This window comes from Hansschlegelia plantiphila, assembly GCF_027922265.1.
In the GTDB taxonomy this organism is placed as follows: domain Bacteria; phylum Pseudomonadota; class Alphaproteobacteria; order Rhizobiales; family Methylopilaceae; genus Methylopila; species Methylopila plantiphila.
This window is the reverse complement of the sequence record NZ_BSFI01000002.1, coordinates 212,541-232,486: the sequence shown is the minus strand read 5'-3', so window position 1 is coordinate 232,486 and position 19,946 is coordinate 212,541. Positions and strand designations below refer to the sequence as shown.

18 protein-coding genes are annotated in these 19,946 nt (G+C 68.1%); 2 read left to right on the top strand and 16 right to left on the bottom strand.

The window, feature by feature from the left end; all coding sequences use genetic code 11:
* Positions 1–63: 63 nt before the first annotated feature.
* On the top strand, positions 64–306 hold the full coding sequence (locus PKE75_RS02535) for a hypothetical protein (RefSeq protein ID WP_271167120.1): 243 nt from the start codon (positions 64–66) through the stop codon (positions 304–306).
* A 4-nt stretch (positions 307–310) separates the two neighbouring features.
* Here PKE75_RS02535 and PKE75_RS02530 read toward each other — a convergent pair whose 3' ends face one another.
* The gene (locus PKE75_RS02530; protein WP_271167119.1) at positions 311–664 is read right to left on the bottom strand and encodes a gamma-butyrobetaine hydroxylase family protein; all 354 of its coding nucleotides are present in this window, start codon (positions 662–664) and stop codon (positions 311–313) included.
* A gap of 146 nt (positions 665–810) precedes the next feature.
* Between PKE75_RS02530 and moaA the strand changes: the two genes are divergently transcribed.
* On the top strand, positions 811–1,833 hold the full coding sequence (moaA, locus tag PKE75_RS02525) for a GTP 3',8-cyclase MoaA (RefSeq protein ID WP_271167118.1): 1,023 nt from the start codon (positions 811–813) through the stop codon (positions 1,831–1,833).
* A 19-nt stretch (positions 1,834–1,852) separates the two neighbouring features.
* Here moaA and otsA read toward each other — a convergent pair whose 3' ends face one another.
* The 15 genes from otsA to ftsW form a co-directional block, all read right to left on the bottom strand.
* On the bottom strand, positions 1,853–3,274 hold the full coding sequence (otsA, locus tag PKE75_RS02520) for an alpha,alpha-trehalose-phosphate synthase (UDP-forming) (protein ID WP_271167117.1): 1,422 nt from the start codon (positions 3,272–3,274) through the stop codon (positions 1,853–1,855).
* 186 nt (positions 3,275–3,460) lie between these two features.
* Positions 3,461–5,578 (bottom strand): NAD-dependent DNA ligase LigA, encoded by a 2,118-nt coding sequence (gene ligA / locus PKE75_RS02515; RefSeq protein WP_271167116.1) that lies wholly within the window; start codon positions 5,576–5,578, stop codon positions 3,461–3,463.
* Positions 5,575–7,245, bottom strand: a complete 1,671-nt coding sequence (recN, locus tag PKE75_RS02510; protein ID WP_271167115.1) for a DNA repair protein RecN — start codon at positions 7,243–7,245, stop codon at positions 5,575–5,577. The genes ligA and recN overlap by 4 nt, the downstream gene beginning before the upstream one ends.
* A gap of 155 nt (positions 7,246–7,400) precedes the next feature.
* Positions 7,401–8,261 carry an outer membrane protein assembly factor BamD gene (locus PKE75_RS02505; protein ID WP_271167114.1) on the bottom strand — a complete coding sequence of 287 codons (861 nt, stop codon included), beginning with the start codon at positions 8,259–8,261 and terminating at the stop codon, positions 7,401–7,403.
* 205 nt (positions 8,262–8,466) lie between these two features.
* Positions 8,467–8,793 carry a DUF6968 family protein gene (locus PKE75_RS02500; RefSeq protein ID WP_428979093.1) on the bottom strand — a complete coding sequence of 109 codons (327 nt, stop codon included), beginning with the start codon at positions 8,791–8,793 and terminating at the stop codon, positions 8,467–8,469.
* Positions 8,794–9,358: 565 nt separating this feature from the next.
* Positions 9,359–11,038 carry a cell division protein FtsZ gene (gene ftsZ, locus PKE75_RS02495; protein WP_271167112.1) on the bottom strand — a complete coding sequence of 560 codons (1,680 nt, stop codon included), beginning with the start codon at positions 11,036–11,038 and terminating at the stop codon, positions 9,359–9,361.
* A gap of 106 nt (positions 11,039–11,144) precedes the next feature.
* Positions 11,145–12,470, bottom strand: a complete 1,326-nt coding sequence (gene ftsA, locus PKE75_RS02490) for a cell division protein FtsA (RefSeq protein ID WP_271167111.1) — start codon at positions 12,468–12,470, stop codon at positions 11,145–11,147.
* Positions 12,467–13,441 (bottom strand): cell division protein FtsQ/DivIB, encoded by a 975-nt coding sequence (locus tag PKE75_RS02485; RefSeq protein WP_271167110.1) that lies wholly within the window; start codon positions 13,439–13,441, stop codon positions 12,467–12,469. The genes ftsA and PKE75_RS02485 overlap by 4 nt, the downstream gene beginning before the upstream one ends.
* 20 nt (positions 13,442–13,461) lie before the next feature.
* Entirely contained in the window at positions 13,462–14,382 is a 921-nt protein-coding gene (locus PKE75_RS02480) for a D-alanine--D-alanine ligase (protein ID WP_271167109.1), read from the bottom strand.
* A 199-nt stretch (positions 14,383–14,581) separates the two neighbouring features.
* Positions 14,582–15,496 carry a UDP-N-acetylmuramate dehydrogenase gene (murB, locus tag PKE75_RS02475; RefSeq protein WP_271167108.1) on the bottom strand — a complete coding sequence of 305 codons (915 nt, stop codon included), beginning with the start codon at positions 15,494–15,496 and terminating at the stop codon, positions 14,582–14,584.
* Positions 15,493–15,855, bottom strand: a complete 363-nt coding sequence (locus PKE75_RS02470; RefSeq protein WP_271167107.1) for a HepT-like ribonuclease domain-containing protein — start codon at positions 15,853–15,855, stop codon at positions 15,493–15,495. The genes murB and PKE75_RS02470 overlap by 4 nt, the downstream gene beginning before the upstream one ends.
* A complete protein-coding gene (locus PKE75_RS02465) occupies positions 15,855–16,166 on the bottom strand; it encodes a nucleotidyltransferase domain-containing protein (RefSeq protein WP_271167106.1) in 312 nt (103 codons plus the stop codon). The genes PKE75_RS02470 and PKE75_RS02465 overlap by 1 nt, the downstream gene beginning before the upstream one ends.
* A gap of 5 nt (positions 16,167–16,171) precedes the next feature.
* Positions 16,172–17,590, bottom strand: a complete 1,419-nt coding sequence (gene murC / locus PKE75_RS02460; protein WP_271167105.1) for a UDP-N-acetylmuramate--L-alanine ligase — start codon at positions 17,588–17,590, stop codon at positions 16,172–16,174.
* Between the two features lie 13 nt (positions 17,591–17,603).
* Positions 17,604–18,737, bottom strand: a complete 1,134-nt coding sequence (gene murG, locus PKE75_RS02455; protein ID WP_271167104.1) for an undecaprenyldiphospho-muramoylpentapeptide beta-N-acetylglucosaminyltransferase — start codon at positions 18,735–18,737, stop codon at positions 17,604–17,606.
* Complete coding sequence (gene ftsW, locus PKE75_RS02450; protein ID WP_271167103.1) at positions 18,734–19,912, bottom strand: putative lipid II flippase FtsW; 1,179 nt, start codon at positions 19,910–19,912, stop codon at positions 18,734–18,736. Before ftsW ends, murG begins: the two co-directional genes overlap by 4 nt.
* Positions 19,913–19,946: the final 34 nt, after the last annotated feature.

The following is a 19,946-nucleotide window of genomic DNA, read 5'->3' as shown; positions in this document are numbered from 1 at the left end:
GGAAATCGCGTTAGCTTTCCAATAGATCGCATCGGCCTCACAAGGTGCGAAGGGAGGATTGCTATGCAGTGGCTGCAGCTGACGACCCCCGGCAAGCACGAGATTTTCGTCAATATGGCGCTTGCGGTGCATATGCGCCGCTATGGCGACAAGACCACGATCGACATGCTGACAAGCTCAATGGACCGCACGCATTGCGTCGGCGTGACCGAGACGCCGGAAGAGATCCTGCAGAAAATGTGCGACTGCGGCTGGGTATCGCGTCAGGCCGGCCAGGACACGGCCTCTCCGCCAGTTCCGCATTAGCGGATCAGCGTTTCAGCCCCTTGGCGGCGAGAGCGTCCTCGTAATCCGAGAACATCTCTTCGCCCTCCTCGCCGAAGCGGCGCAGCGCCGGCCAGGTGTAGATGCCGGTGTCGTGGCCGTCGTCGAACACCAGGCGCACCGCGTAGGAGCCGACCTCCTGCACGTCGCGGATCTTCACGTCGCGCTTCCCCGGAACGGTCGTCTTCTGCTCGGCGGAATGACCCTGCACTTCGGCGCTGGGGCTTTCGACGCGCAGCAGCTCCGCCGCGATCGCGTGGCGCGCACCGTCGCCCCATACGACCGTCAGCGTCCGGCCATCGCCGGACAGCCGCAGTTCGGTCGGCCATTCATCCGCCATCACATACCTCTTCAGGCGTTCGGGCCTTTACGCACGCCCATCGGGCGCCTAGCTTGTGGTCGACGCTCTCTCCCGACGCAAGCGCCTGACGCGCCGTCACCGAAACCGTCGTGAACACGCCGGAACCGCGAGGCTTTCTTCGCTCAATGGCCGTGCCGCCGAACGCCCTGCCAGCCTCCCTCGTAGACCCTTTCCAGAGGGCGATCACCTATCTGCGCGTGTCGGTCACGGATCGGTGCGACTTCCGCTGCGTCTACTGCATGTCTGAGCACATGACGTTCCTGCCGAAGCGGGACCTTCTCTCGCTGGAGGAGCTCGACCGACTGTGCTCCGCCTTCGTGCGTCTCGGCGTGCGCAAGCTCCGCCTGACCGGTGGCGAGCCGCTCGTTCGCAGGGATCTGACGACGCTGATCCGTTCGCTCGGCCGCCATCTCGAGTCCGGGGCACTCGAGGAGCTGACGCTGACCACCAACGGCAGCCAACTCACGAAGCACGCCTGCGACCTCTATGCGGCCGGCGTCCGCCGCATCAACGTCTCGCTCGACACGCTGGACGCGACGAAGTTCAGGGCGGTGACGCGCTGGGGCGATCTCAACCAGGTGCTTCGCGGGATCGACGCCGCGCTTGCGGCCGGCCTCAAGATCAAGATCAACACCGTGGCGTTGCGGGACGTGAACGAGGACGAGATCTCTTCGATCGCGGAATGGGCGCATGGCAAGGGCATGGACCTCTCGCTGATCGAGACCATGCCGCTCGGCGACATCGAAGAGGACCGCACCGACCAGTATCTGCCCCTCAGCCTCGTGCGCGCCCGTCTCTCGCAACGCTACACGCTGACCGACAGCCCTTACCGGACCGGCGGGCCCGCCCGCTATGTCTCGGTCGCGGAGACCGGCGGGCGCATCGGCTTCATCACGCCGATGACCCACAATTTCTGCGAGAGCTGCAACCGCGTGCGCGTCACCTGTACGGGCACGCTGTTCATGTGCCTCGGTCAGGAAGACGCCGCCGACCTGCGCGAGCCGCTTCGCGCGAGCCGCAACGACGACCTGCTGGTCGACGCGATCCGCGAGGCGATCACGCGCAAGCCCAAGGGCCACGACTTCATCATCGACCGTCGAAGCGCCAAGCCCGCCGTGGGCCGCCACATGTCGATGACGGGCGGCTGAACCAGGCGGCGCTCCGGCCTCACCTCACCACGGCGATCTGCGGACGATCGGCCACGGCTGCGTCTTTCTCCTCGAGCGCGTCGAGGAAGCTCTTGCGCCACCAGTTCACGTCGCGCGCCTCGATCCGCTGATACATGCGCTTCCATCGGTCCAGGCGCTCATCGAGCGGCATGTCGAGCGCGCGCGCAAGCGCGCCGGCGGTGCCGTCGACGTCGTAAGGGTTGGTGATCAGCGCCCCGTCGAGCTCGTGCGCCGCGCCTGCGAACCGCGACAGCATCAGGACGCCGGGATCCTCGGGATCCTGGGCTGCGACATATTCCTTGGCGACGAGGTTCATGCCGTCGCGCAGCGGCGTCACGAGGCCGACGCGCGCGAGCCTGTAGAGCCCCGCCAGCGTGTTGCGGCCGATGGTGCGGTTGACGTAGCGGATGGGCGTCCAGTCGAGATCGGCGTGGGCGCCGTTGACGCGGCCGGCGAGCTCCGCGACCTCCCGCTCCATCGCGGCGTATTCCGGAACGTCGCCGCGTGACTTGGGCGTCACCTGAAGCAGCGTGCAGCGGCCACGCCAGCTCTCGTCGAGCGTCAGGAACGTCTCGTAGGCCTGGATGCGTTCGGCGATGCCCTTGGAATAGTCGAGCCGGTCGACGCCGATGATCAGCTCTCGCCCGACCATGCTCTCGCGCATCCGCTTGACGAGCGGATGCCGGCCGGCCAACGCGGCCGTCGCCGCGAAGCTCTTGGTCTCGATGCCGACGGGGAAGTCCGCGACCCTGATCGAGCGGCCGTGCACGACGAAACGTCCCGCCGACACGCGCCGGCCGACGCCTTCGCGGCGGACATAGGTCTCGAAGTTCTCGACGTCGTTCGGTGTCTGGAAGCCGACAACGTCGTAGGCGGCGAGCCCGCGCACGAGGTCGGCGTGATTCGGCAGCACGGTGAGGATGTCGGGCGGCGGGAACGGGATGTGGAGGAAGAAGCCCAGGCGGTTCTTCAGCCCCGAGGCCCTGAGCTCCGCCGCCATCGGGATCAGATGGTAGTCGTGCACCCAGATCGCGTCGTCGGGCTCGATCTTCGGGGCGAGCAGCCGGGCGAACAGTTTGTTGACCCGGTAGTAGCCTCCAAGCGCGACGCGGGTGAACTCGGTCAGGTCCATCCGGTAGTGCAGCAGCGGCCACAGCATCCGGTTGGAGAAGCCGGCGTAATAGTCCTGGAGATCACGTTCGGAGAGATCGACGAGCGCGTAGGTGACGCCGCCGTTTTCGACCATCTCCGGCTCTTCGGGCTCCGGAGCGCTCGGCGGCAGCGTGCGTCCGCTCCAGCCGAACCAGATGCCGCCGCGCTCCTGCATCGCGCCGGCGAGCGCGACCGCGAGGCCGCCCGCTGGAGGGGTGCCGGGCTTCGGAGCGGGGACGCGATTCGAGACGACGACGAGGCGGCCCATCAGCCGGACTCCCCGGTTCGAGCGCCGAGCCGGGTTTTCCGGGGCGCTGGGATCGTATTGATTCTTGTCATCGCTCGACAGACTAACGTCGAATGCGCCGGGATGTTCCGTTTTCTCAGGGGGCGAACCGCAGCGGGGCGCGGTCCGCGCGGCGCGGAAGATCCGCAGGCGGTCGGAACGCCTGCGTCACCCGGAAGCGCCCTCGCCCACCCGCTCCAGCCATTCGTCCTCGGTCAGCGTCTCGATCCCGAGCTCCGCCGCCTTCGCGAGCTTGGAGCCCGCGCCCGGCCCCGCCACCACGATGTCGGTCTTTTTCGAGACCGAACCCGACGTCTTCGCGCCGAGCCGTTCGGCCATCGCCTTGGCTTCCTCGCGCGTCATCCGTTCGAGCGAGCCGGTGAAGACGACGGTGAGGCCGGCGACCGGCGAATCCTGCGCGGCCTCCATCGGCTCGGGAGCGACTTCGGCCAGCAGCGCGTCGATCGGCGCGTCGTTCTTCGGCTCCTGGAAGAAGTCCACGACGGCGCGCGCGACGACCGATCCGACGCCCTCGATGCCGGTCATCTCCTGCCAGTCGTCATTACCCTTGTCCTTCTTGATTTCGGGATCGGGCGGCGTCGCGGCGCGCGAGGCGGCGCGGAGCGCATCGATCGTCCCGTAATGGCGCATCAGGCGCTTGGCGTTGATCTCGCCGACATGGCGGATGCCGAGCCCGTAGAGCAGCCGGTTCACCGTCCGCGTCCTCGCATCCTCGATCGCCGCGAAGAGATTGGCGGCCGAGGTCTCTCCCCAGCCTTCGCGGTTCTTGAGGAAGGTCATCCTGCCGGCCGTCTCCTCCCGCGCCTTCAGCGTGAAGATGTCGGCGGGCTCCCGGATCTCGCCCCACTCGTAGAAGGCCTGGATCTGCTTCTCGCCGAGCCCTTCGATGTCCATGGCGTTTCGCGAGACGAAATGGCGGAGCCGCTCGACCTGCTGCGCGCGGCAGATCAGGCCGCCGGTGCAGCGCCAGACCACCTCGCCTTCGTCACGCGCGGCGTGGCTGTGGCAGACGGGACATTTGTGGGGGAAGACGTAGGGCTCCGCCCCCTCCGGCCGGTGGTCCATCACCACGGCGACGATCTGCGGGATCACGTCGCCGGCGCGCTGCACGATCACCGTGTCGCCGACGCGGATGTCCTTGCGGGCGATCTCGTCCTCGTTGTGTAGCGTGGCGTTCGCCACCACCACGCCGCCGACGGTGACGGGCTTCAGCTTCGCCACCGGGGTGAGCGCGCCGGTGCGGCCGACCTGGATCTCGATCCCCTCGAGCACCGTCGTCGCCTGCTCCGCCGGGAACTTGTGAGCGATCGCCCAGCGGGGACTCCGCGAGACGAAGCCGAGGCGGCGCTGCAGGTCGAGGCGATCGACCTTGTAGACGACGCCGTCGATGTCGTAGCCGAGCTCGGAGCGCTCGGTCTCGATGACGTGGTAGTGCGCGATCAGCTCGTCCGTGGTCGCGAACGCCTGCATCAGCGGATTGATCGGGAAACCCCAGCGGCCGAGTGTTTGCACCATCCCGGTCTGGGTGTCTGACGGGACGGCGCTCGCCTCTCCCCAAGCATAGGCGAAGAACCGGAGCGGCCGGTCCTGGGTGACCTTCGGGTCGAGCTGGCGGAGGCTGCCGGCCGCGGCGTTACGAGGATTGGCGAACAGCGGCTTGCCTGCCTCGGCCTGACGTTTGTTGAGCTCGGCGAAGTCGGCGTGGGACATGTAGACCTCGCCGCGCACCTCCAGCACCTCCGGGACGTCCGCGCCCTTCAGGCGCATCGGCACGTCGGCGATCGTCTTCAGGTTCGGCGTCACGTCCTCGCCAACCGCGCCGTCGCCCCGGGTCGCGCCGCGGACGAAGCGGCCGTTCTCGTAGCGGAGCGAAGCCGAGAGACCGTCGATCTTGGGCTCGGCCGAGATCGCCAGCGGCTGTTCCGGCTTCAGGTCGAGGAAGCGGCGCACGCGCGCGGCGAACTCGACGACCTCCGCGTCGGTGAACGCCTTCTCGAGCGAGAGCATCGGAACCGCGTGGCGGACCTTGGCGAATGCCTCCGAGGGCGCGGCGCCGACCTCTTCGGTCGGGCTGTCCGGGGTCCTGAGTTCGGGATACGCGGTCTCCAGCGCTTCGAGCTTGCGACGCAGAGCGTCATAGTCGGCGTCCGAGATCGTCGGCGCGTCCTGCTGATAGTAACGCTTGTCGTGCTCGCGGATTTCCGCCGCGAGCGCCTCATGCTCCTTGGCGGCGTCCTCCAGAGACAGCGGAAGCTCGGCGCTCACGCCGCCCCCTCCAGCAACCTCGCGGCGGCGGCCCGGGCCTCCTCCGTGACCGAGGCGCCGGCCAGCATGCGGGCGATCTCCTCGCGCCGCTCGCCCGAGCCCAGGGACTCGACCCGGGTCGCGACCCTGGTCTCACCGGCGGCCTGCGCCTTGCTGATCAGGAAGTGCCGGGCGGCGCGCGCCGCGACCTGCGGCGCATGGGTGACCGAGAGCACCTGCACCCTGCCCGCGAGCCGCGCCAGCCGCGCCCCGATCGCGTCCGCGACGGCGCCGCCGACGCCGGTGTCGATCTCGTCGAAGACCAGCGTCGGCGCCGAACCGCGGTCGGCGAGCGCCACCTTGAGCGCCAGCATGAAGCGCGACAGTTCGCCGCCCGACGCGATCTTCGCGAGCGGGCCGGCCCGCGTGCCGGGGTTGGTCTGGACCCAGAACTCGACGCGGTCGACGCCGTCCGGCCCGGCGGCGCCTGCGTCGGTTTCGATCTCGGTCATGAAACGCGCGCGCTCGAGCTTGAGGTCGGGCAGCTCCGCCATGACGCTGGCGTCGAGCGTGGCGGCGACCGCGCGGCGCGCCGCGCTGAGCCTCAGAGCGGCGACGTCGTAGGTCTGGGCCGCCTCGGCGGCCTCCTGTGCGAGAACGCCGAGCTTGACCTCGCCCGCGTCGATCTCGGCCAGATCCATGGCGTATTTCCGGGCGAGCGCGGCGAGCTGGTCGGCCGGGACGCCGTATTTGCGCGACGCGGCGCGGAGCGCGAACAGGCGCTCCTCGATCCGCTCGAGCTCGCGGGGATCGAAGGCCGCGGCGTCGAGCGCGGCTTTCAGGTGGCTCGCCCCCTCGTCGAGCGAGACCAGCGCCGCGTCGAGCGCCCTGATCGCGGGTTCGACCAGTTCGGGCGACGCAGCCGCCCGTCGCTCCAACCGACGGATGGCGTTGGCTATTCCGGTCGCGGGCGAGGCGTTGCCCGCGACTGCCTCGTAGGCCTCGTTCAGATCCTCGGCGGCCTTTTCGGCCCGCATCATCGCCTGCCGGGCGGCGGCGAGCGCCTCCTCCTCGCCGTGCTCGACGGCGAGCGTCGAGAGCTCTTCGCTGGCGTGGCGGAGGTAGTCCGCCTCCTTGCGGGCGGCCTCGACGCGGGCCTCGTGATCGCGCAGCGCGCGGGCCGCCGCGCGGCGACGCTCCCAGGCTGAAGAGACGGCGGCCGCGTCTCCCCCCAGTCCGCCATAGGCGTCGAGCAGCGTGCGGTGGGCGGCGGGGTCGACCAGCGCCCGGTCGTCGTGCTGGCCGTGAATCTCGACCAGCGTCGCGCCGAGGCTGCGCAAGGCCTGCACGCTCACCGGCTGGTCGTTGACGAAAGCGCGGGTGCGCCCATCCCGCGCCTGGACGCGCCGGAGGAACAGGTCGCCGTCGTCGGGAATGTCCTGCGCCTTGAGCAGCGCGCGGGCGGGATGGTCGAGGGCGAGGTCGAACACCGCCGTCACCTGCCCCTGCGCCTCGCCCTCACGGACAAGGCCGCCGTCGCCGCGCCCGCCGAGGGCCAGCGACACCGCATCGAGCACGATCGACTTGCCGGCGCCGGTCTCGCCCGTGAGCACGGAGAGGCCGTCGCCGAACTCGAGATCGAGCCGGTCGATCAGAACGATGTTGCGGATCGCGAGTCTTGCGAGCACGGGGCCTCCCGCGCCGGAACTCTTATGGAGCCTTGGTCGTCATGCCCGGCGTAGCCGGGTATCCACGACTTGATCGCAGAGCGCTACGTCGAAGTCGTGGATGCCCGCAAAAACGGGCATGACGGAGTTTTCCCGGCACATCCGATTAAGCGTCGTCAGCCGATGACGCCGTGGAAGGCGCGGCTGATCCAGGAGCCGGTGTTCTCCTGCGGCTTGAGGCCGTTGGAGGTCATCAGCGCGTAGCTCGCCTTGTACCACTCGCTGTCCGGATAGTTGTGGCCGAGAATGGCGGCCGCCGTCTGCGCCTCGTCGACGATGCCGAGCGCCATATAGGCCTCGACGAGCCGGTGCAGCGCCTCCTCGACGTGGCGGGTCTTCTGGTACTGGCTGACGACGACGCGGAACCGGTTGATCGCGCCGGTGTAGTCGCGCCGCTGGAGATAGAACCGTCCGACCTGCATCTCCTTGCCGGCGAGCTGGTCGCGCGCGACCGCCACGCGACGGCGCGCGGTGTCGGCGTATTCGCTGGTCGGCCAGCGGCGGATCAACTCCTCGAAGGCGTCGACGGACTTGCGGGTGCGCTCCTGGTCGCGGCTGACGTCCGGAACCTGATTGTAATAGGACATCGCCACGAGATATTGCGCATAGGCCGCGTCCGGGCTCGTCGGATGCTGCTGGACGTAGCGGTTTCCGCTGCTGATCGCGTCTTCGTATTTGCCGCTGCGATAGCTGGCGTAGGTCGTCATCAAAATCGATTTGCGACCCCAGTCGGTATAGGGGTGCTGACGGTCGACCTCGGCGAACTTCTTGTTGGCGGCGGCGTAATCGCCGCCGTCCAGGCCGCTGAGGCCCTCATTGTAAAGCTTGTCGGCCGGCTCGTCGGGCGCGACGTCGTCCTTCTTGTCGCTGAACATCGAGCACCCGGCGATCGGCAGCGCCGCGGATAGCGCAAGCGCGAGGCGGAACGCGCGGCGTGCTCCCGCGGGAGCCGATCGAGAGGGCGTACGCACCACCATCGGGGAGCCTCATAATCCGATTCAACAGACGTCGGACCAGCTCGCGCCGACCCACGGCGCGAAGATGCAGACGCCGACGCGGATGTCTATAGCCGAAAGCCCGGTTGGGCGCCACGCGGACGGCGGACGCGTTCACAAGCGCAAGCCCCGAGCGCCACAACCCAGATGTCCGCCGTCCTCGCGTGTGACCAGCAATCAGATGGGCTCAACCGTCGAAGCGCTTGTCGTCCCCGACCAGAATATCCCTGTCGTTGCGCGGCACGGGAAACCCATATCCCGCTACGACCGTCGACCATGCGAGCTCGCCCGAGGCGTGGTGCTCGCTCATATAGATTTCATGGCCGATTTTCTGCAGCGTCAGATAAATCGCCTGCATCGAGTCTACGCCAAAACCTGAACTTGCGCGCATTTCATCAGGCCATTCAATTTCATAACTGCAGCTCCAATGCCCGTCCTGAAATACAGGAAGAAAAATCCGCACATTGACATCCACACTATTCGAAAGTTTGAGAATTCTATGGCCAATTATCATATTATCCTCAATAGTTTAACGACGGAATTGTATGGCCTCTTTCACAAGCGACGAGCCTCACCATAGCCTGAGCATAACACGAACTGAGACCGACCATCTTACAGTGGAATACATCTCTCTTATACTGTTCGTCGCAATCAGCTTGGGACGCCATTGCTGTCCGCAAACGACTTTGCCGGGTACGCTGCGCCGAGATAGGCGGATCTTGGACGAGATTGATGGTCGACCGCTCGCCTGCCCACTGACCCGCTGTTGATTCTCCACGTGGGACCCGGGGCTGATTTGGATCGAAACCGCCTTTGAACCGGAGCCGGTAGACTAAGAATTTGTGCCTAAGCCGATCGGAAGCGACATCCGATCTCAGACCCGTGAACCGCTGTCCAATCATGGACGTTCCCCTCCTCGATCGCTTTGAAGTCGGAGGGCAATTCTATAGGATTATATACTTAAAATCAAGCTGACTCTCTCGCTGTATGCGATGGGCAGTTCGACCCCCGAGGATCTTGCGACGAAAACACCCGGACCGCTGGCGCGATCCGGGTGTTTCAGGGGTGTTCAGTCCAGTTCAGTTCGCCTGGCGGCGGAGGAACGCCGGGATCTCGAGCTGATCGTCCTCGAGGCCGCGGGGATGCGGGGCCGGAGCGCGGCCCTGCTGGTCATACTGACCGGCCGACTGACGATGGACCGGAGCCTGCGGGCGACGGGCGAGGTCCGGATGCGGCGCCTGCGGACGCTGCTGAACCGGCGGCTGCTGCGGCGCCTGGTAGGCCTGCTGCGGAGCGTGCTGAGCGTGCTCTTCCTCCTGGTGGCGGCCGAGGCCGTTGGCCAGGCGCTGCAGCAGGGTCATGCGCTTGCGGTCAGGAGCGGCCGCGGCTTCCGCCTGCTCGCGATTCGCGCGGAGCTGCTGCTGGACCGGCATCGGCAGGTCTTCGATCTGCGGCATGCGCGGCGCGCGGGAGGCCGGGCGCTCGGCGTGCGGCGGGATGAAGGGCTGCTCGTGGCCGTGGTCTTCCTCGATCTGCTCTTCCTCGTGGTGATGCTGCTCCATCATCACCGGCTGCTTCGGAGCGGCGGCGCGGATGGTGACGTCCTCGATCGCGGCGACGACCTGGGCGTCGTAGTGGTTGGCCTCGGGCTGGGCTTCCGCGGACTGCGTCGGCGCGCGGAAGGTCGGAAGCGGGGCCGGCTCGGGGCTGCGGGTCGCGGGCGCCGGCTGCTTGAAGCGGCCGGCGAGCTCGGCGATGCGCTGCTCGGCGGGGCTCTGCTGGCCCTGCTCGAAGATGTGGTCGATGCCGGTCGCGACGACCGAAACCCGGATGATGCCGTCGAGGCTCTCGTCGAAGGTGGCGCCGAGGATGATGTTGGCCTCCGAATCGACCTCCTCGCGGATGCGGGTGGCGGCTTCGTCGACTTCGTAGAGCGTCAGGTCGTTGCCGCCGGTGATCGAGATCAGCAGGCCGCGGGCGCCCTTCATCGAGACGTCGTCGAGCAGCGGGTTGGCGATCGCGGCTTCGGCGGCCTGGACGGCGCGCTTGTCGCCGGAGGCTTCGCCCGTGCCCATCATCGCCTTGCCCATCTCGCGCATGATCGCGCGGACGTCGGCGAAGTCGAGGTTGATGAGGCCTTCCTTGACCATCAGGTCCGTGATGCAGGCGACGCCCGAGTAGAGCACCTGGTCGGCCATCGCGAAGGCGTCGGCGAAGGTGGTGCGCTCGTTCGCGACCCGGAACAGGTTCTGGTTCGGAATGACGATGAGGGTGTCGACCGCCTTCTGCAGCTCCTCGATGCCGGCTTCCGCCGTCTTCATCCGGCGCATGCCTTCGAAGTGGAACGGCTTGGTGACGACGCCGACGGTGAGGATGCCGGCCTCGCGCGCGGCGCGGGCGATGACGGGCGCGGCGCCCGTGCCGGTGCCGCCGCCCATGCCCGCGGTGATGAAGGCCATGTGCGCGCCGGAGAGGTGGTCGCGGATCTCGTCGATGACTTCTTCGGCCGCGGCGCGGCCGACTTCCGGCTGCGACCCGGCGCCGAGACCCTCGGTGACCTGCACGCCCATCTGGATGATGCGCTCGGCCTTCGACAGGGTCAGCGCCTGCGCGTCGGTGTTGGCGACCACGAAGTCGACGCCAACGAGGCCGGCCTCGATCATGTTGTTGACGGCGTTGCCGCCGGCTCCGCCGCAGCCGAACACGGTGATGCGGGGCTTGAGCTCCCGGATGTCCGGCATCTTCAGGTTGATCGTCATCGCATGCCTCTAAGGTTGTCGCGCCATCCCGGCGAGTGCCACTTCAGTTTCGGCGTTCGGGGGGCGCGCAAGGCCCCATCCCGACCGTCGGCCGCCGCGCCGCCGGTCAGAAACTCTCTTTCAGCCACCGCCCGACGCGGTGGATGTATGTGTTCTTCTGCGTCGAGCCGCCTCGCCGCATGCGCCGCGGATCGACATGTTCGAGCGCCGCCACCTGCGGGAAGACCAGCAGCCCGAGCCCGGCCGCGAAGGCCGGCCCCTTCGCCGCTTCGGGCAGCCCGCGGACGCCCAGCGGGCGACCGATGCGGACCGGCCTGTCCAGAATTCGTCTCGCGAGCTCCGGCAGACCGGTAAGCTGACAGGCGCCGCCCGTCAGCACCACGCGGCGCGCCTCGGCGCCGTAGCCGGACGCCCTGAGACGGTCCCTTACCAGCTCCAGCGTCTCCTCGACGCGGGGCTTCACGATCTTCACGATCATCGACTTCGGCAGATAGGTCGCGGCTTCCGGCTCGTTTTCTCCGACCGGAGTGACCGCAATCTGCTCGCGCTCGTCGGCGATCGAGGGGAACACGCTGGCGTGCAGCGTCTTCAGACGCTCGGCCTCGTCGATCGAGGTCGACAGGCCGCGGGCGAGATCGAGCGTGACGTGGTGCCCGCCGAGCGCGATCGCGTCGCAATGAACGAGGTTGCCGCCCTGAAAGACCGCGACCGATGTCGCGCCGCCGCCCATGTCGACCAGCGTCACGCCCATTTCGCTCTCGTCGTCGACCAGCGAGGCGAGACCTGCGGCGTAGGGCGCCGCGACCATCGTCTCGACGTTGAGATGCGAGCGCTCGACGCACAGCATCAGGTTGCGGAGCGGCGCCCCCTCGGCTGTGACGATGTGCATGTCGACGCCGAGATGCTGGCCCACCATGCCGCGGGGATCCCTGACGCCGCGCGTGGCGTCGAGCCCGAAGCCGGTCGCGATCGAATGCACCACCGCCCTGTTCGGACGCACCGAGTGGGCGCAGCCGGCCTGGAGCACGCGACGGATGTCGCGGTCCTCGACCGGATGCCCGGCGATGCCGACCTCGGCGTGGAAGGTCTCGCTCGCGAGCCGCCCGGCCGAGACCGAAAGGATCACGCTTTCGATCTGGACGCCCGCCATGCGTTCGGCGGCGTCGACCGCGAGGCGGATCGCCTGTTCGGCGGCCTCCATATCGACGACCTGGCCGCCCTTCACGCCGCGCGAGCGCTGATGGCCGATGCCGATCAGCTCCACCATGTGGCTGCGGTCCGGCAGCGCGTCGCCGGCTTCGGTCGGGCGCAGACGCGCCACGAGGCAGGCGATCTTCGAGGTGCCGACGTCGAGCGCCGACACCACCACCGCGCGGCGGGCCGGCAGCGGACGCATTTTCGGCACGACGCCGTATGGAAAGGCTTCGCTCATGTCTGGCCGGCCTTCTTTCTGGCCTTTGCGGCGGCCTTGTCGGCGTCGGCCATGATGCTGGCGGCCTCCGGAGAGAGCTGGACGACGGTGCGGGCGGGCGAGCGCAGATCGACGACCGCGATCCACCTGGAGAGGATGTCGTCGCGCTCCTGCAGCACCTCGAGACGGGCGAGCGCCGGGGCGAAGCCGGACTCCGGCAGCTTGACCTCGACCCCCGAACGCAGCCGCAGATTCCAGCGCCGCTCGGCGACGAGCACGGCGGCGTAGGTCTGCGCCTTGATCTTCGGAGCCGCGTCGAGCGCGTCGAGCAGCGCCTGGGCCTTCTCGTTCGCGGCGGGACCGACCACCAGCGGCAGATGCGCAAAGCGCGAATCACGGAACTCGTCGATCGCGGTGCCGTCGGCGGCGAGGATCTGGACCTTGCCGTCGTGCTGCCACAGCGCGAACGGCTTGCGCTCGACGAGATGGACGGTGACGCGGTCGGGATAGAGCTTGCGGACCGCCGCGTCCTCGACGAGCGGGTTCTCCATCAGCCGTTCGCGGGCGGCCTTGACGTCGAGGAAAGGCAGCGCGGTGTCGTCCTTGACGCCGAGCGCGAGCAGCACCTCGTCGTCGGTCAGCGCGCTCTGCCCCTCGGTCTGGACCGCGACGACGCGGAAACCGAAGGCGTTCGCGGCCGTGACATGGAGATTCAGGAGTTCTGCGCGGACCACGGGCCAATGCCCGCCGTCGATCATGCCGAGGACGCCGGTTCCCGCGAAAAAGGCCGCGGTGAGAGCGAGGCCGACGCGGCGCTTGCGGGCGACGCGCTCGAGCTTGAAGCGAAAGCTGGACCAGCGGCTCGCGCCGATAACCTCGTCGACGTCGTCGAGGTCCGGGCGGGGCTGCCGGACGCTGTCATGCGTCGCCCGCATATTCGGGTCGGTCTTGTAGACCAGCGTCGGGCGGTCGCGCTCGGCGCGGATCCGCACGGCCGGAGCGAGCGGCTCTTCTAGCGATCTAAGGAGGCGTCCTCCACTAGCCATCGAACGAGCTCACCAAACCCCATGCCGACAAAAGCGGCGAGTTCCGGCACGAGCGACGTCTCCGTCATGCCGGGCTGCGTGTTCACTTCGAGGCAGACGAGTTCGCCCGTTCCGCCCTTGCGGTCGTCGAAACGGAAATCGGCTCTGCTGACCCCGCGGCACCCGAGAGCGTTGTGCGCCGCTACCGCCAGTTTTCGGACCTGTTGGTAAACAAAGGGTGAAATTTCGGCCGGAAGAACGTGCCGCGAGCCACCTTTGGCGTACTTCGCTTCGAAGTCGTACCAGCCCTCGCCGGGCACGATCTCGATCACGTCGAGCGGTTCGCCATTCAGGACGGCGCAGGTAAGCTCTTTTCCTGCAACGAAATTTTCGGCGAGCAGGTTCTCGCCATGCGGCCAGTCGGAGCGGGTGAGCTCCTGCGGCGGTCGCTCATGGTCTTCGTTAACAATCAGCACACCGACAGAGGATCCCCCATCGACGGGCTTGAGAACGTAAGGCGGAGGCAGGACATGGGCCTTGGCCGCTTCCGCTCGTGTGACCACTTTGCCGCGGGGCACGGCGACGCCCGCCGCCGCCATCACCGTCTTCGCCCTCTCCTTGTGCATCGCGAGCGACGAGGCCAGCACGCCGGAGTGGGTGTAGGGAATTCCCATCACCTCCAGCAGGCCCTGAACCGTGCCGTCCTCGCCGAAGCGGCCGTGCAGCGCGTTGAACGCGACGTCGGGCTTGAGAGCGTGCAGCACCTCAGGCAGGTCGCGTCCGGCGTCCACCCGCGTGACCCGGAATCCCTCGCCTTCCAGCGCCTTGGCGCAGGCCTCTCCCGACCAGAGCGAAACCTGCCGCTCGGAGGACAGGCCCCCCATCAGGACGGCGACGTGCTTGGACATCTCAGTTCCCCCAGGAGGCGGTCGTCATCCCGAGGCCAAATGGTCGCGCCGGGATCGTTCGCAGAATTTAGCGCCGTCGTGGTCCGGCTTGACCGGACCACCCAAGTTGAGCCCGAGCTCTACGTCGCAGGTGGGTCCTCCGGTCAAGCCGGAGGACGACGAGCTTTGTGAAGCAGCAGAAGCTGACACGTTGCAGCGCCTAAGCCGCCACCCCTATGCGCTTGATTTCCCATTCCAATTCGACGCCGGACGTCTCCTTCACGCGGCGTCGGACTTCCTCGCCCAGCGCCTCGATGTCGGCCGCGGTGGCGCCCCCGACGTTCAGCAGGAAGTTCGTGTGCAGCTCCGACACCTGCGCCCCGCCGATCCGCAGCCCGCGGCAACCCGCCTCGTCGATCAGCTTCCACGCGGATTGGCCAGGCGGGTTCTTGAAGGTGGAGCCGCCCGTGCGGCTCTTGGTCGGCTGGCTCGCCTCGCGATGCGCGACGACGGCGTCGATCTCGGCCTTGACGGCGTCTCGATCGCGCGGCTCGCCCTGCATCAGCGCGCCGGTGAAGATCACGCCTTCGGGCGCCGAGGAGCGGCGGTAGGAGTATCCCATCTCGGCGTTCGACAGCGTCACCGCGTCGCCGGCCCGGTCGAAGCCGAACACCTCGACGACGCGGTCGGAGGTCTCGGTCCCGTTCGCGCCGGCGTTCATGGCGAGCGCGCCGCCGATCGCCCCGGGGACGCCGGCGAAAAAGGCGAAACCGCCGATCCCCGCCTCCATGGCCTCCAGCGCCACGCGCTTGTCGGCCGCCGCGGCTCCCGCCCAGAGCGCACCGTCCCTGCCCGGCGCGATTGTGGCGAAGGGGCGACCGAGCCGTATCGTGACGCCCGGAAGCCCGCCGTCGCGGACCAGCAGGTTCGAGCCGAGGCCGACGACCGTGTAGGGAATCCCATCCGGCAGGCGGCTCAGGAAATAGGCGAGATCGTCCTCGTCGGCAGGCGCGAACAGCGCTTCCGCCTTGCCGCCGACGCGGAACCAGAGCGATTCCGCGAGGCTCTGCGCGGCCGACAGCCTGCCGCGGAGCTTCGGCATGGCGGACGATAGGCGATCGGAGAGAGACGTCATGTCAGATCGCGTTCAGGCGCATGCTTGACGAGCATGTCGTCCACGGCCGCTTCCAGCGCTCCGAGATGATCCTCGTAGACGTTCCACAAAAGCTCGGCGTCCAGCTTGTGGTAGGCGTGACGAATATGATTTCCGAGGTCAGCGATCCTTCTCCACGGGATTTCGGGCGCTGCAGCTTTCTTCCAGTCGTCGGGGACGCTGCGCGAGGCCTCGCTCAAGATCTCCAAAAAGCGTTCGAACGCCGCTCGAACCACCTTGTCGCCGTACATGACGTCGAACGTGCGCCCGCTCAAGAGAGCGTCGATCTCCTGAATGGCGGCCTTCATGTCCTGAAGGCGGTATATCGCACGGTCAGCCATCAGAAGATCTTGATTTCGTCTTCCGCCAGCGTCTTCGAAAAGTTGGAGTTGAGGCTTCGGCGCATGAAGACGTTCGCAGGAAGTCCGGTCCTGCCTTCGATCTCGTGCGCGACGCCGATCAGATCGAGCAATGAGAACCGATGCCCGGGTCGCACGTCGATAACGACGTCGACATCGCTGTCCGGACGGTGGTCTGCGCGAGCGCGTGATCCGAACAGAGCCAGATGCGTGACGCCCTCGGCCTGAAGCGCCGGCTCCAGGGCGGAAAGAGAACGGACCAGAAACTCGCGCGACATCGTCATGGGAGACATGTTTATCACGCCGCGGCCTCCGGGCCGATGGCGGCGAGCTCCTCCGGCAGCGCGGCCGCCCAGTAGGTGCTGGTGCCCGCGCCGAGCAGCACGACATAGTCGCCCGGCCGCGCGACGCTCGCGACGACGCCTGCAAGAGCCTGCGGGCTTTCCAGCGCGATGACGTGGCGGTGACCGCGGGCGCGCAGGCCCGCCACCAGCCCGTCCTTGTCGGCTCCCTCGATCGGCGCTTCGCCTGCGGCGTACACGTCCGCGACGATCACCGTGTCGGCGTCGTTGAAGCAGCTCGAGAAACCCTCGAACAGCGCGTGCAGGCGGGAGTAGCGGTGCGGCTGCACGACGGCGATCACCCGTGCGTCGGTCGAGGCGCGGGCGGCCTTCAACACCGCCGCGATCTCCACGGGATGGTGGCCGTAGTCGTCGAAGATGGTGACGCCGTTCCACTCGCCGGTGCGGGTGAACCGGCGCTTCACACCGCCGAACTTGGCCAAGCCGGCGCGGATCTGGTCGACGGAGATGCCGAGCTCGTGGGCGACGGCGATGGCGGCGGTCGCGTTCAGCGCGTTGTGGCGTCCGGCCATGGGGAGCTCGAGCCCGTCGAGCGAAGTCACGGCCCCGGTCTTGCGGTCGCGCACCGTCACGCGGAACTTGCAGACGCCTCCGCGCAGGTCGAGGTCGAGCAGCCGCACATCGGCCTGAGGCGTCTCGCCGTAGGTCACGACGCGGCGGTCCTCGATCAGGCCGACCATCTCCTGCACGGTCGGATGGTCGAGGCACATCACCGCGAAGCCGTAGAACGGCACGTTCTCGACGAAGGACCGGAACGCCGTCTTGATCGCGTCGAAGGTACCGAAATGGTCGAGATGCTCGGGGTCGATGTTGGTGACGACCGCGACGGCCGCGGGCAGCTTGAGGAAGGTGCCGTCGCTCTCGTCGGCCTCCACCACCATCCAGTCGCCCTCGCCCATGCGGGCGTTGGTGCCGTAGGCGTTGATGATGCCGCCATTGATCACGGTCGGGTCCATCCCGCCGGCGTCGAGCAGGGTCGCGACGAGCGACGTCGTCGTGGTCTTGCCATGGGTGCCGGCGACGGCGACGCAGGTCTTGAACCGCATCAGCTCGGCCAGCATCTCGGCGCGCCGCACCACGGGCAGGCGCCGCTCGCGCGCGGCGGCGAGCTCGGGATTGTCGCGCTTGATCGCGGAAGAGACGACGACGACTTCGGCGTCGCCGAGGTTCCCGGCGGCGTGGCCGATCGTGACCGCTATGCCGTTCTCGCGCAGGCGCTTCACATTGGCGCTCTCCGCGGCGTCCGTTCCCTGAACCCTGTAGCCATGGTTCGCCAGCACCTCGGCGATGCCGGACATGCCGATGCCGCCGATGCCGATGAAGTGGATGGGGCCGATATCGCGGGGAAGCTTCATGGGAGTCCGGCTATCAGAAAACGGGCGTCGAGACGGGGGTGCGGGCGGACGCCCGCCCTTTGGCCGCCGCCAATACCACATCGGCGAGCCTTGAGGCTGCATCCGGAGCGCCGACACGCTTGGCGGCCTCGGCTGCGGCTTCCAGCGCTTGCGGATCGGCGAGCCGGGCGTTCAGATCATCGGCCAGCGCCTGCGGCGTGAAGCGGTCCTGCGCCGTCACCACCGCCCCGCCCGCGAGCGCCAGGGCGTTCGCGTTGGCGAGTTGGTCGTTGTCGAGCGCATGCGGAAGCGGGACGAGGATCGACGGACGGCCGATCACCGCAAGTTCGGCGACCGTGGAGGCCCCTGCGCGGGCGATCACGAAATGCGCGAGCGCCATGCGCATCGGCATGTCGCCGAAGAAGGACGACAGCTCGGCTTCGACCCCAGCCTCGTCATAGGCCCGGCGGACCTCCTCGATGTCCTCCGGGCGCGCCTGCTGCGTCACATGCAGCCGTTCCCGAAGCTCCCTCGGCAGCAGCGCGACCGCGGCGGGGACGACCTCGGACATGATGCGGGCCCCCTGGCTGCCGCCGAACACCAGCAGCCGGACGGCCTGGCCGGCGGTCGGCGCGTGGTAGGGCACGCCGCTTGCGGACAGCACCTGCGGGCGGACCGGATTGCCGACATGCGTCGCCGGCGCTCCCTTCGGCAGATGAGCGACCGAGGGAAAGCCGGCGCCGATCGCGGAGGCGAGCTTCGCCAGCATGCGGTTGGCCCGGCCCATCACGGCGTTCTGCTCGTGCAAGACGACCGGGATGCGAAGGATCCAGGCCGCGACCAGCGGAGGAAACGTCGGATAGCCCCCGAAGCCGACGACCGCCGCGGGGTTCACGCGGCGCAGCACCCGAAGGCTGCCGACGACGCCGCGCGCAAGCGTGGCGGCGAGCTTGGCGTAGGCCTTGAGGCCGCCGCCGCGGAGCGTGTCGGCCGGCGCCGCATGCACGGCGCGCGCGGGGAAATGGCCGGCGTAGGCGAGCGCGCGTTCGTCGGTGATCAGCTCGACCGCCACGCCGCGCCGGGCGAGTTCGACGGCGAGCGCCTCGGCCGGGAAGAGATGGCCGCCGGTGCCGCCGGCCGCCAGCAGGATCGGCCGTTCGACCGTCACGCCATCGCCTCCGCGCCCTCGCTCCGCTCATGCCTGCGGGCGTGACGGGCGATCTCGGCGGCGAGCGTGTCGGTGCGCGGGCGGCGGCGGGTCAGCGCAAGCAGCATGCCCATGCCGAGCGCAAGCGCGAACATCGACGATCCGCCGTAGGACACGAAGGGCAGCGTCATGCCCTTGGCCGGCATCATGTGGAGGTTGACCGACATGTTGATGGCGGACTGCAGCCCGAACAGCATGGAGAGGCCGGCGATCGCCAGGCGGACATAGCCGTCCTGCTCGCGGCGGGCGTGCATCAGACCGCGCATCACGATGAAGGCGTAGATCGTGACGATGCAGATGCAGAACAGCACGCCGAACTCCTCCGCCGTGACCGCGAAGATGAAGTCGGTGTGGCCGTCCGGGATGATGCGCTTGACCGTGCCCTCTCCCGGACCCTTGCCGAACCAGCCGGCGGAGGTGAACGCCTCGGTGGCCTTCTCGATCTGGAAGTTGTCGCCGGTCTCGGGATCCATGAAGCGGTCGATGCGGCGGGCGACGTGCGGCAGCAGCTCGTAGGCGGCGGTGAGGCCGACCACGCCGCAGCCGCCGAGGCCGACGACCCAGATCCACGGCAGGCCGGCGAGAAAGAACAGCGCGCCCCAGACCGTAGTGGTCAGGATCGTCTGGCCGAGGTCCGGCTGCAGGACGAGCAGGCTGAGCACCGATCCGAGAAGCGCCGTCGCCATGATGTGGCCAGGCATGTCGCGGCGCTCCGAGCCCTCGGCAAACAGCCATGCGGCGAGCACGACGAAGGCCGGCTTCACGAACTCGGAGGGCTGGATGACGACGCCGGCGAAGCTCACCCAGCGCCGCGCGCCCTTGATCTCCGTGCCGGCGAAGAGCGTGACGGCGAGCAGCAGCATGCCGATCGCGAACACGATCCACGCCAGCCGCCGGACCTGACGGGGACTGAGGAACGACACGCCGATCATGATCGCGATCGCCGGCGGCAGGAACAGCGCCTGGCGGTTCACGAAGTGGAACAGGTCGAGCCCTATGCGTTCGGCGACCGGGGGCGACGCCGCGAGCGAGAGCACGACGCCGAGCACCATCAGCGCGCCGACCGCGAACAGAAGAGCGCGGTCGATCGTCCACCACCATTCGCCAAAGACGGTGCGTTCAGCGCGGGAGATCATGTGGCGTGACCCTGTCGGCGATTGCGATCGCGTC

What these genes read in the sequence shown, in the direction of transcription:
- PKE75_RS02465 (WP_271167106.1), bottom strand. Translation starts at nt 16,166, where the DNA reads ATGTCTCCCATGACGATGTCGCGCGAGTTTCTGGTCCGTTCTCTTTCC.
- PKE75_RS02500 (WP_428979093.1), bottom strand. Translation starts at nt 8,793, where the DNA reads ATGATAATTGGCCATAGAATTCTCAAACTTTCGAATAGTGTGGATGTC.
- PKE75_RS02535 (WP_271167120.1), top strand. Translation starts at nt 64, where the DNA reads ATGCAGTGGCTGCAGCTGACGACCCCCGGCAAGCACGAGATTTTCGTC.
- PKE75_RS02530 (WP_271167119.1), bottom strand. Translation starts at nt 664, where the DNA reads ATGGCGGATGAATGGCCGACCGAACTGCGGCTGTCCGGCGATGGCCGG.
- ftsW (WP_271167103.1), bottom strand. Translation starts at nt 19,912, where the DNA reads ATGATCTCCCGCGCTGAACGCACCGTCTTTGGCGAATGGTGGTGGACG.
- PKE75_RS02470 (WP_271167107.1), bottom strand. Translation starts at nt 15,855, where the DNA reads ATGGCTGACCGTGCGATATACCGCCTTCAGGACATGAAGGCCGCCATT.
- ftsA (WP_271167111.1), bottom strand. Translation starts at nt 12,470, where the DNA reads ATGAGCGAAGCCTTTCCATACGGCGTCGTGCCGAAAATGCGTCCGCTG.
- otsA (WP_271167117.1), bottom strand. Translation starts at nt 3,274, where the DNA reads ATGGGCCGCCTCGTCGTCGTCTCGAATCGCGTCCCCGCTCCGAAGCCC.
- PKE75_RS02505 (WP_271167114.1), bottom strand. Translation starts at nt 8,261, where the DNA reads ATGGTGGTGCGTACGCCCTCTCGATCGGCTCCCGCGGGAGCACGCCGC.
- murC (WP_271167105.1), bottom strand. Translation starts at nt 17,590, where the DNA reads ATGAAGCTTCCCCGCGATATCGGCCCCATCCACTTCATCGGCATCGGC.
- ftsZ (WP_271167112.1), bottom strand. Translation starts at nt 11,038, where the DNA reads ATGACGATCAACCTGAAGATGCCGGACATCCGGGAGCTCAAGCCCCGC.
- murB (WP_271167108.1), bottom strand. Translation starts at nt 15,496, where the DNA reads ATGACGTCTCTCTCCGATCGCCTATCGTCCGCCATGCCGAAGCTCCGC.
- moaA (WP_271167118.1), top strand. Translation starts at nt 811, where the DNA reads ATGGCCGTGCCGCCGAACGCCCTGCCAGCCTCCCTCGTAGACCCTTTC.
- PKE75_RS02480 (WP_271167109.1), bottom strand. Translation starts at nt 14,382, where the DNA reads ATGTCCAAGCACGTCGCCGTCCTGATGGGGGGCCTGTCCTCCGAGCGG.